General features: G+C 63.9%; 11 protein-coding genes and 1 pseudogene. 9 read left to right on the top strand and 3 right to left on the bottom strand.

Features of this window, described 5'->3' with window-relative positions; genetic code table 11:
• On the bottom strand, positions 1-312 hold a 312-nt coding region (locus EN738_RS23585; RefSeq protein ID WP_145966911.1), incomplete at its 3' end, for a helix-turn-helix transcriptional regulator.
• A gap of 241 nt (positions 313-553) precedes the next feature.
• Here EN738_RS23585 and EN738_RS23580 point away from each other — a divergent pair.
• From EN738_RS23580 to EN738_RS23545, 8 genes are all read left to right on the top strand, one after another.
• The gene (locus EN738_RS23580) at positions 554-775 is read left to right on the top strand and encodes a hypothetical protein (protein ID WP_127285803.1); all 222 of its coding nucleotides are present in this window, start codon (positions 554-556) and stop codon (positions 773-775) included.
• Positions 776-923: 148 nt separating this feature from the next.
• Positions 924-1,166, top strand: coding sequence for a hypothetical protein (locus tag EN738_RS23575; RefSeq protein ID WP_127285802.1), 243 nt, complete (start codon positions 924-926; stop codon positions 1,164-1,166).
• Between the two features lie 64 nt (positions 1,167-1,230).
• A complete protein-coding gene (locus tag EN738_RS23570) occupies positions 1,231-2,763 on the top strand; it encodes a winged helix-turn-helix domain-containing protein (RefSeq protein WP_127285801.1) in 1,533 nt (510 codons plus the stop codon).
• 72 nt (positions 2,764-2,835) lie between these two features.
• Complete coding sequence (locus EN738_RS23565; RefSeq protein WP_127285800.1) at positions 2,836-3,441, top strand: DUF922 domain-containing protein; 606 nt, start codon at positions 2,836-2,838, stop codon at positions 3,439-3,441.
• 430 nt (positions 3,442-3,871) lie between these two features.
• Positions 3,872-4,954 (top strand): sn-glycerol-3-phosphate ABC transporter ATP-binding protein UgpC, encoded by a 1,083-nt coding sequence (ugpC, locus tag EN738_RS23560; protein ID WP_127285799.1) that lies wholly within the window; start codon positions 3,872-3,874, stop codon positions 4,952-4,954.
• 38 nt (positions 4,955-4,992) lie between these two features.
• The gene (locus EN738_RS23555) at positions 4,993-6,318 is read left to right on the top strand and encodes an ABC transporter substrate-binding protein (protein WP_127285798.1); all 1,326 of its coding nucleotides are present in this window, start codon (positions 4,993-4,995) and stop codon (positions 6,316-6,318) included.
• A gap of 100 nt (positions 6,319-6,418) precedes the next feature.
• Positions 6,419-7,357 carry a sugar ABC transporter permease gene (locus tag EN738_RS23550; protein WP_127285797.1) on the top strand — a complete coding sequence of 313 codons (939 nt, stop codon included), beginning with the start codon at positions 6,419-6,421 and terminating at the stop codon, positions 7,355-7,357.
• A gap of 1 nt (position 7,358) precedes the next feature.
• Positions 7,359-8,252, top strand: coding sequence for a carbohydrate ABC transporter permease (locus EN738_RS23545; protein ID WP_127285796.1), 894 nt, complete (start codon positions 7,359-7,361; stop codon positions 8,250-8,252).
• Positions 8,253-8,322: 70 nt separating this feature from the next.
• On the opposite strand, the gene EN738_RS23540 is transcribed toward EN738_RS23545, so the two are convergent.
• On the bottom strand, positions 8,323-9,027 hold the full coding sequence (locus tag EN738_RS23540) for an SDR family oxidoreductase (RefSeq protein WP_127285795.1): 705 nt from the start codon (positions 9,025-9,027) through the stop codon (positions 8,323-8,325).
• A 122-nt stretch (positions 9,028-9,149) separates the two neighbouring features.
• On the opposite strand from EN738_RS23540, the pseudogene gcvA reads away from it, so the two are divergent.
• Positions 9,150-10,041: pseudogene (gene gcvA / locus EN738_RS23535) on the top strand (transcriptional regulator GcvA).
• An 11-nt stretch (positions 10,042-10,052) separates the two neighbouring features.
• On the opposite strand, the gene EN738_RS23530 reads toward gcvA, so the two are convergent.
• The coding region (locus EN738_RS23530) for a VOC family protein (protein ID WP_127285794.1) at positions 10,053-10,374 on the bottom strand (322 nt) is incomplete at its 5' end.

The following is a 10,374-nucleotide window of genomic DNA, read 5'->3' as shown; positions in this document are numbered from 1 at the left end:
CTCTTCATCACTCAGGCATTCGATCGGGAATATCGCCAGCACCGGCGAAGCGCCGGGCAAGGCCGACGGCTTGTCCGGCGGCAAGCTGGCAATGCCATTGAGGTGCGCGGCAAGCGCCACCTTGTTGCGCACGCCGAGCTTCTCGTAGATCGCGGCAAGATGGGTGCGCACGGTCGACGGCGCGATGAACAGCGCCTCGCCGATCTGGCGATAGGTCAGCCCGGCCGCGAATTTTTCCGCCACGGCGCGCTCGCGCTCGGACAGAGCCGGCGAGGACGGTGAAGACGTGGCCGCTGTCGCGTTGTGGTTCATGCAGATCCCTTGCCCGCGGGCGCACGCGCCATCAACGCCTGCCGTGGCAAAATGCTACAAATGCAGGACCTAAAACACCGCATCTGGCCGATCCCCTCGCGGGCGCAGGAGGTGCAAGCTTCCTTGCAGCAACAGGCTGTAACCATGGGAGGTTTTCATGCGAGGTGTTTCGATCGGACTGGCATGCGCAATCGTGGGTTTTTCTTCCCCGTCGCAGTCATTCGCAAGCGGGTGCAGGCAAATGCTGGAATCGGACGTCAAGATTGCCAGCATGCGGCTTTATGCCGATATCCTGGCCAATGCCGCCCGCAATGGCTGGGACTACACGCCGGAGGCGATCGTCATCGGCTCGAAGCGGCATTTCGATGAGATGAAGCTGCAATTGATCGCCGCCGGGTATGAGATCGTCCCCGTCGGCGCCCGCCCGCACTGTCCCCGCTTCGACACGCTGGCGAGCGAATAGCAACGAAAAGCCGGGATCGCAGGCCGCGGCGCTGAAAGCCGATTTCAGCAAAATATCAGCAGCCGTTCAGGACGGCGAGCGCGCGTTGGGGCAATGTTGAAGCAATACAGGCCTAGCGACTGCGAACCACTGACCCTGGAGATCGATCATGCGTGAGAAGGCTGAAAGAGCGCTTTGGTCCTCGATGCTGGCGCAGGAGGAAACGCAGCGCATCCTGTCGATGGGCGTCGCCGGGCTCATCTGTGGGGAAGCCAATGAGATGCTGGCCTATTTCGAACGGCAGGCGCCTTGCGAGACGCCAGCCCCGTCCGCCAAACGGCCGGGCCTATGGCCTCGAATTCGCCACGTCCTGCCGCACAGTGTTTTTCCGGGGAGCTTCTTTCGGGCTTGACCTTGCCGGCATTCTGCCTCTCCGATAGTCGCCGCGCGAATGGGCGCGGCGATGGGGCAAGGGCTTGTCGCAACAGTTCGGCAATGCGGTTATCGATCTTGAACTGGGCACGCTCAGGCGTGACGGCGAGATCGTGCCGGTGCGGCCGAAGACCTTCGTCCTTCTTGCGTTCCTGATACGCAATTCCGGCCGGGTGCTGGGCAAGGACGAATTGTTGCAGGCTGTCTGGCCAGGCATCATCGCCACCGAGGATTCGCTCACCCAGTGCATTCGCGACGCGCGCAAATCGATCGGCGACGAAGCGCAGGCGCTGATCCGTACCGTTCCCCGGCGCGGCTATCTGTTCCAGGTCGCGGAAACCCGGGCCAACGATCAGCCTCCGCAGATGGCGCCCCAAGCCGGACGCGCGGCCGAACCGATGGTCGCCATCCTGCCGTTCAGCGTCGAGGCCGGCGACACCACCGGCAGGGTGTTGTTCGACGGCGCGGTCGAGGAAATCACCAACGCGCTGTCGTGCTTCAAGACCGTCGCGGTGCTGGCTCGCCATTCGGCCTTCGTGCTGGCTGAGCATTGGACGGAGGATATCAACGCGACCGCCTTGCGGCTTGGCGCCGACTACATCGCGGAAGGCAGCGTGGAATCCGCCGGGGATGGCTACAGCGCTCGCGTCGTGCTCACCGAGACAATATCCGGACGTCGCGTCTGGATACAGAATTTCACATTCGCCAAAGGCGAGATCTTCGCCTTCCAGAAAACGGTCGCACAACGGATCGCGATGGCGCTGGTCGCCAATATCGAAAGCGCAGTCATGCGCCGCAGCCAGCCCGCATCCGCGTCAAATGTCGAGGCCTATCTCCACCTGCTGCGCGGCATGGCCCTGCTGCGCAGCTATGGCGAAGGCGTGAACGAGGAGGCGCGCAGGCATCTCCTCATGGCGCTCGAACGGGACCCGAATTCGGGCCTTGCGCATGCCTATCTGGCGCTCGCCGATTTGATCATAGGAGGCTATTCCGGCGCGCCGCGCGCCGTGCTCGACCAGGCGCGCGACCGAGCGCTGCATGCTATCGCGCTCAGCCCCGACGAGGGGCGATGCCACAGGATCCTGGCGCTTACCCTGCTCTACCGGGGTTGCGACGAGTACGACGCCGCCGAAAAGCATCTTGCTCGTGCGCTGGACCTCAACCCCTACGATGCCGACACGCTCGCACAGACCGGCTACTTCAAGGCGCTGCGCGGCGATGGCGAAGCCGGGCTGGCTCTGCTCGACCAGGCCATTCAGCTCAACCCGATGCATCCGAGCTGGTATTATTTCGACCGCGGCGTAGCCTTGTTCGTTGCTGGACGCTACCGCGAGGCCGCAACCTCCTTTTCCTCCCTGCCGCGCAAAAGTGTCTGGCAATGGGCGCGGCTGGCGGCTTGCCACGCGCTCGATGGCGACACCGAGAAAGCCAGGGCTTGCGTCAGGGAAGGCCGCGCGCTGGATTCGGGCCTGACTATGGCGGAAATCCTTGCAGACCTGCGCTTGGAGTGCGCCGAGGATTGTGAACGGTTGCGCATCGGTCTCGAGCGGGCCGGCTGGGACAACACGCCGGCATAGCCAGTCCGGCGCGCAACGGGCATGATGGGAGGCGATCGCCCGCCGACTCGGGCTCCAAGTCCGCGGGGGCGCATGAAACCAGCCATCCTTTTGCTTTTGCTCGCGGCCATGCTGCCCTCCGCACCGGCGCGGGCCGGCGACTGGAAGCCGGTAGAAAAGGTCGAGACCTACGCCATCTCCGGCCACACCGCGCCCGAGCTCTATGCTTCGGTCGGTGAAAACGGCCCGCTCATTGGCGAGAGCAAGAAGCGCGTCATCGCGCATACCAATTTCAAGCTGACCTGGCAGCGCGACTACGACGACAAGGCCGGGGGCGGCGCCTGCGTGCTCAAATCGGCGCGGCCAAAGCTCATCATCACCTACACGCTGCCGAAGCCGACCGGTCCGCTGCCGGCGGGCTTGCAGAAGCGCTGGGACGGCTTCGCCGCAGGCCTTGCCGCGCATGAGAAGGTGCATGGCGGTCAGATCATCGACATGGTGCAAAAGATCGAAGCGCTCAGCGTCGGACTGACCGTCGCCGACGACCCCGGCTGCAAGAAGATCAGGACCGAGCTCACCCAGCGCCTGGCCGAACTCTCGCAGACGCAGCGCCAGGCCAGCCGCGACTTCGACCGCGTCGAATTCGGGCCGGGCGGCAATCTGCAGAGGCTGGTGCTGGCATTTGTGAATGGGGAATGAGCCCAGCTCGGGCAAGCACGTCCGAACATTTGCGATGATCGATCTCCACCCTGGCGAGAAAATTGGCAGATTCGTGTTTCGAGGAATGCGGCGCCATTCAAGCATTGGCTTATATAACCCCGGCGAGCTTACCAGTAGATCGATACACGCTGGAATAGCACAGCTATGCGTGGACTTCCGTCTAAGGCCTATCTACGTTCATTTACCCTGAGCGCTTAGGCAGATCTGGCTTCTCACCGCCGCTTTACACGCAGGGTTGGTAGCGCTACCGTTTGCCCAGTCGCGTGACCAAGGGGGGAGCCTTGGTAGCTGTCGCCGGCTGGTGTGGTGGATTGAGGTTCCCGCCGTTTTGACGGGATCCGCCTCAGCCCTATGTCAGAAAGAAAATGGAGTCTTGCGGACGTCGCAGGACCCAGCCGGGAGGATTTCGATGGCGTCTGTCGCGATTGCCGATGTCTACAAGTCATTCGGAAGCGTCGAGATCCTTCACGGCGTCAGCGTGGACATAGAGGACGGTGAATTCGTCACCCTGGTGGGGCCATCCGGCTGCGGAAAATCCACCCTTCTCAGGATGATCGCCGGCCTGGAAAAGATCTCGCGCGGCGAGATCGCGATCGGCGAGCGTGTCGTCAACAACGTCGCGCCAAAGGAGCGCGACGTCGCCATGGTGTTCCAGAACTACGCGCTCTACCCACATATGACGGTTGCCGAGAACATGGCGTTCTCGCTGATGCTAAAAGGTGTCTCCAAGGCAGAAAGCGAAGCCGGCGTGCGGCGCGCGGCCGAGATCCTTGGGCTGGTGCCCTTGCTGTCGCGCTATCCGCGCCAGCTTTCAGGCGGCCAGCGTCAGCGCGTCGCCATGGGCCGGGCGATCGTGCGCAATCCGGCCGTCTTCCTGTTCGACGAACCGCTCTCAAACCTCGACGCCAAGCTCCGGGTGCAGATGCGTGCCGAGATCAAGGAGCTGCACCAGCGGCTAAAGACCACGACGGTCTATGTCACACACGACCAGATCGAGGCGATGACCATGGCCGACAAGATCGTCGTCATGCATGACGGCCTCGTCGAGCAGATCGGGCCACCGCTGGAACTCTACGACCGGCCAAACAATCTCTTCGTCGCCTCCTTCATCGGCTCGCCCGCCATGAACCTGCTCAAGGGCGGGATTGCGACCGATGGCTCGCCATCCTTTCGCGGCGCAGGCGAGATTTCCGTGCCTTTGGCGGCGACGCCGTCGATCAGCAATGGCGAACCGGTGGTGCTGGGAATACGGCCCGAGCACCTGAGGCTGTCCGAGGCGGGGATTCCGGTCACTGTCGCGGTGGTCGAGCCGACCGGCTCGGAGGTGCAGCTCATCGGCCGGACAGAAGGCGGCGAGGAGATCGTCGCGAACTTCCGGGAGCGCCATTCCTTTACGCCAGGTGAAACCATCCGGCTCTCGGCCGAGCCCGGCCTCATCCATCTCTTTCACGGCGAAACCGGAAAGCGGTTCGAGATGGGCACCAGGCCGTAAGAACGACTGAGCGAGGAAACTGACAGGAGGAGACCACCATGAAATTCACCAGACGTGACGTGATCCGCACGACCGCCGGCGTGGCGGCGGGAGCCTTGGGAAGCCGGTTCGTCGGCTCTCCCGCCCTGGCCCAGGAAGGCCTGAAATACAAGCCGGAGGACGGCGCGAAGCTCAGGCTGCTGCGCTGGTCGCCCTTCGTGCAGGGCGATGAGGACCAGTGGCTGGCCAACACCAAGCGGTTCACCGAGGCGACGGGCGTCGAGGTTCGCGTCGACAAGGAAAGCTGGGAAGACATCCGTCCCAAGGCGGCGGTCGCCGCCAATGTCGGTTCCGGTCCCGACCTGATGTTCGTCTGGTTCGACGACCCGCATCAATACCCCGACAAGCTGCACGACGTGACCGAGCTGGGTGAGTATCTGGGCTCGAAATATGGCGGCTGGTATGACGGACCGAAGCAGTACGCGACCCGGGAAGGCAAATTCCTCGGTCTGCCGCTCGCCACCATCGGCAATGCCATCGTCTACCGCGAAAGCTGGGTGAAGGAGGCCGGATTCGCGGAATTTCCCAAGGACACGGCGGGCTTCCTCGAGCTTTGCAAGGCCCTACAGGCGAAGGGACATCCGGCCGGCTTCACGCACGGCCACGGCGTCGGCGACGGCAACAACTACGCGCACTGGCTGCTCTGGAGCCATGGTGGCCAGATGGTCGACGAGAGCGGCAAGGTCGCGATCAACAGCCCGGAGACGCTGAAGGCGATCGACTACGCGCAGCAGCTCTACAAGACCTTCATTCCGGGGACCGAGAGCTGGCTCGACGTCAACAACAATCGTGCCTTCCTGGCCGGCGAAGTGAGCGTCATCGCCAACGGCATTTCCGCCTACAACACTGCCAAGATCAACAAGGACAAGGATCCCAAACTGGACGAAATCGCCAAGGACATCCGCACGACCAACCTGCCGATCGGCCCGGTCGGAAAGTCGGTCGAGCTGTTCCAGGTGACCACGGCCGTCATCTTCGACTACACGCCCTACCCCAACGCAGCCAAAGCCTATCTGCAGTTCATGTTCGAGGATCCGCAGATGTCGGACTGGATCACCTCCTCCGCGGGCTACTGCTGCCAGACGCTGAAAGCCTTCGACAACAATCCCGTGTGGAAGGCCGATCCGAACAACGCCGCCTACGCGAAGGCCTCGGCGACGCTGCGTCCCAACGGCTATGCCGGGCCGCTCGGCTACGCCTCGGCCGCGACCATGGCAGACTACGTGCTGGTCGACATGTTCGCCAAGGCGGTGACCGGCCAGGCCACGCCGCAGGAGGCGATGGAAGAGGCGGAGAAGCGCGCCAACCGCTACTACCGGGTTTGATCATCGCCCGGCCGGGCAGCTGCGCTGCCCGGTGAGGGTGCGCAACCGCGCGGCGGCCGCCCTGGCCGCCACGCAATCATATCTGATGAGGAGCCACCGCATGGCCGTGCCGTCCGTTGCCGTTGAGCAGCGTTCTTCGATCCTGTCGCGCCTGAGTGAAAGCCGCAACGCGCTTGGCTTCGGCTTCATGTTGCCGGCGGCGGTGCTGCTGTTGGTGTTTCTGACCTATCCGCTCGGGCTGGGCGTCTGGCTCGGCTTCACCGATGCCCGTATCGGCCGCCCCGGCATCTTCATCGGCATCGAGAACTATCAATACCTTTGGAGCGACAGCGTCTTCTGGCTCTCCGTCTTCAACACCCTGCTCTACACGATCAGCGCTTCGATCCTGAAGTTCATGCTCGGCCTCTGGCTGGCGCTCATCCTCAACGAGAACCTTCCCTTCAAATCGTTCTTCCGCGCCGTGGTGCTGCTGCCCTGGGTGGTGCCGACGGTGCTGTCGGCGATCGCCTTCTGGTGGATCTACGATGCGCAGTTCTCGATCCTGTCCTGGGCGCTGCAGCAGATGGGCCTGATCGACCATCGCATCAATTTCCTCGGCGACCCGACTAACGCGCGCGCCTCGGTCATCGCGGCCAATGTCTGGCGCGGCATTCCTTTCGTCGCCATCACCCTGCTTGCCGGCCTGCAGACGATCCCCCAATCGCTTTACGAGGCCGCCACGCTCGACGGCGCCAGCCGCTGGCAATTGTTCCGCCATGTGACACTGCCGCTGCTGACGCCGATCATCGCCATCACCATGACCTTTTCAGTGCTGTTCACCTTCACCGATTTCCAGCTGATCTATGTGTTGACCCGCGGCGGACCGGTCAACGCCACCCACCTGATGGCGACGCTGTCCTTCCAGCGCGGCATTTCAGGTGGCCAGCTTGGCGAGGGCGCCGCTATCGCGGTCGCCATGATCCCCTTCCTGCTGGCGGCGATCCTGTTCAGCTATTTCGGCCTGCAACGCCGCAAGTGGCAGCAAGGCGGCGGAGACTGAAATGGCCGCGATCAAGAGACCGAAACGTCCGGAAACCGATGAAGGCGGCATGGGCTACCTGCAAAGCCTGCCGCGCCGCGTGGTGACGGTCTATCTGCCATTGCTGGTGTTCATCATCGTGCTGCTGTTTCCGTTCTACTGGATGACGATCACGGCGGTTAAGCCCAATGTCGAGATGACCGATTACGCCAACTTCAATCCGTTTTGGGTCGTGCATCCAACGTTGCAGCACATCCGCTATCTTCTCTTCGAGACGTCCTATCCCGGTTGGCTGCTCAACACGGTCATCATCTCCACCGCCGCCACGTTCCTGTCGCTGCTGGCGGCGGTGCTGGCGGCCTATGCGATCGAACGGCTGAGGTTTTCGGGAGCGCGGCAGGTCGGTCTCGCCGTCTTCCTCGCCTATTTGGTGCCGCCCTCGATCCTGTTCATTCCGCTGTCGGTGATGGTGTTCAACCTCGGGCTCTACGACACGCCGTTCGCGCTGATCCTCACCTACCCGACGTTCCTGATCCCGTTCTGCACCTGGCTGCTGATGGGCTATTTCCGCTCCATCCCCTTCGAGTTGGAGGAATGCGCGCTCATAGACGGAGCGACCCGGCTGCAGATCCTCACCAAGATCGTGCTGCCGCTGTCGGTGCCGGGCCTGATTTCCGCCGGCATATTCGCATTCACCCTGTCATGGAACGAGTTCATCTACGCCCTGACGTTCATCCAATCGTCGGAGAACAAGACCGTGCCGGTCGGCGTGCTGACCGAGCTTGTGCGCTCTGACGTCTACGAATGGGGGGCGCTGATGGCGGGCGCGCTGATCGGCTCGCTGCCGGTCGTGGTGCTCTACTCGTTCTTTGTCGAGCACTACGTTTCCTCGATGACCGGGGCGGTGAAGGAATGACGCCGACCGCGAGCGGCTTGCCGCCAGATGCACGGCGGCAAGCCGGCCGCATGGCCGCGGCCGACAGGCGTCAGATCGCCCGTATGATGCCGCCGTCGACGCGGATGTTCTGGCCGGTGATGTAGCCGGCGCCATCGGAGGCGAGGAAGGCGATGGTGGCTGCGATCTCGTCGCTGGTGCCGTAGCGCTGCATCGGCACGCTGTCGCGCCGCTCCTCGGTGGCGGGCAGGCTGTCGATCCAGCCCGGCAGCACGTTGTTCATGCGCACATTGTCGGCGGCGTAGGTGTTGGCGAAGATCTTGGTGTAGGCGGCAAGGCCGGCCCTGAACACCGCCGAGGTCGGGAACATAGGGCTCGGCTCGACCACCCATGCCGTCGAGATGTTGATGATGGCCCCGGCCTTCTGCCTGACCATGTGGGGCGCCACGATGCGCACCGGCCGGATGACGTTCATCAGGTAGACGTCGAGGCCGGTGTGCCACTGCTCGTCGGTGATCTCGAGGATCGGCGCGCGCGGCCCGTGGCCGCCGCTGTTGACCAAAACGTCGATGCGGCCGAAGCGCTCGAGCGTCAGGTCGGCGAGACGCTGCAGATCCTCATTCGACTGGTTGGATCCGGTGACGCCGAGACCGCCGAGCTCGCTGGCCAGCGCCTCACCCTTGCCGGACGACGACAGGATCGCAACCTTGAAGCCGTCGGCGGCCAGGCGCTTTGCCGCCGCCGCGCCCATGCCGCTGCCGCCGGCAACGACGACTGCCACTTTTTCTACACTCATCGCATCTTCCTTTCCGGATTGGTTTTCGGCCCGTACCACCATTGATCACAACGTGCTATATTCGACTTTCGCCGCTGGTTCGAACCAGAAAGCCTTAAATCGGACTGTAGAAAAACTACTCGATGCCCGAAGCCTTCCTGCGCTTGCCACCGCTCAATGCGCTGCGCGCCTTCGAGGCGTCGGCGCGGCATCTCAACTTCCGCCTCGCCGCGCATGAGCTCAACGTGACGCAGGGCGCGGTGGCGCAGCACATCCGAGGGCTGGAGGCCAGCCTCGGCGCGAAACTGTTCGAGCGGCTGCCGCGCGGCCTGGCGCTGACCGACGAGGGCCGCACCTATGTGCCCAACATCCGCCGCGCCTTCGAGCTGATCTCGGAGGCGACGGTGCGGCTGCGGCCGGAACCGGCGCGGCTGACGATCAGCGTGACGCCGAGCTTCGCCACCAAATGGCTGATCCCGAAGCTGCCGGAATTCGTCGCGCACAACCCGCTGGTCGACCTGCGCATCCTCGCCACCGAAAGCCTGTCGAGCTTCCAGGCCGACGGCGTCGACATCGCGGTGCGGCAGGGTCGTCCTCCCTTCGGCCCCGGCCTCGTCGTCGACCTCCTGTTCCCGCAGCAAATCATCGCCGTCTGCAGCCCTGCCCTTTTGCCGCCCGGCGCCGGCGAAATCGCCGCCGCGGACATCCAGCAGCATGTCCTGCTGCATGACGGGCACAATCTGTGGCCGGAATTCATGGAAAAGGCGCTCGGCCTGAAGATGGCGAAGGAGGTCAAGCGCATGCGCTTCAACCAGACGGCGCTGGCGATCGACGCGGCGATCGCCGGCCAGGGCATCGCGCTTGCCAGCCGCTTCCTGGTCGCCGCCGACCTTGCCGCCGGACGGCTGGTGCAGCCGGTCCAGGGAGACATGCGCGGCACCCAGGATTTCCACGTCGTCATGCCGCAGGCAGCGGCATCCCGAACCGACGCAAGCCGTCCGGCAATGGCTGCTGGGTGCGAGCGACGCGGGCTGAAGCTCCGTGCCCTAAAAGCTGATCTCCACCGCCGCCGCACTCCGCTTCGCCTCGCCATGGAACACCGCCTCGATGTTGTTGCCGTCGGGGTCGAGCAGGAAGGCGGCGTAGTAGCCGGGGTGGTAGGGGCGCTCGCCGGGCGCGCCGTTGTCCTCGCCGCCGGCCGCAAGTCCCGCCTTGTACCAGGCGTCGACCATGGCGCGGTCCCTGGCCTGGAAGGCGAGATGATGGCGGCCGGTGAGCACGCCCTGGGCGGCGCGGCTGTCAACGCTGGAGACGAATAGTTCATCGGCCCAGAAGTAATCCTCGGCCTCGCCGCCGACCGGGATGCCC

This window comes from Mesorhizobium sp. M4B.F.Ca.ET.017.02.2.1 (assembly GCF_003998955.1).
Lineage (GTDB): Bacteria > Pseudomonadota > Alphaproteobacteria > Rhizobiales > Rhizobiaceae > Mesorhizobium > Mesorhizobium abyssinicae.
This window is presented reverse-complemented; position numbering and strand designations above follow the sequence as displayed.

Bases quoted from the DNA above. Each gene is read 5' to 3' on its own strand.
- EN738_RS23555 (WP_127285798.1), top strand. From the start codon at position 4,993: ATGAAATTCACCAGACGTGACGTGATCCGCACGACCGCCGGCGTGGCG.
- EN738_RS23565 (WP_127285800.1), top strand. From the start codon at position 2,836: ATGAAACCAGCCATCCTTTTGCTTTTGCTCGCGGCCATGCTGCCCTCC.
- EN738_RS23540 (WP_127285795.1), bottom strand. From the start codon at position 9,027: ATGAGTGTAGAAAAAGTGGCAGTCGTCGTTGCCGGCGGCAGCGGCATG.
- EN738_RS23550 (WP_127285797.1), top strand. From the start codon at position 6,419: ATGGCCGTGCCGTCCGTTGCCGTTGAGCAGCGTTCTTCGATCCTGTCG.
- EN738_RS23575 (WP_127285802.1), top strand. From the start codon at position 924: ATGCGTGAGAAGGCTGAAAGAGCGCTTTGGTCCTCGATGCTGGCGCAG.
- EN738_RS23545 (WP_127285796.1), top strand. From the start codon at position 7,359: ATGGCCGCGATCAAGAGACCGAAACGTCCGGAAACCGATGAAGGCGGC.
- EN738_RS23580 (WP_127285803.1), top strand. From the start codon at position 554: ATGCTGGAATCGGACGTCAAGATTGCCAGCATGCGGCTTTATGCCGAT.
- ugpC (WP_127285799.1), top strand. From the start codon at position 3,872: ATGGCGTCTGTCGCGATTGCCGATGTCTACAAGTCATTCGGAAGCGTC.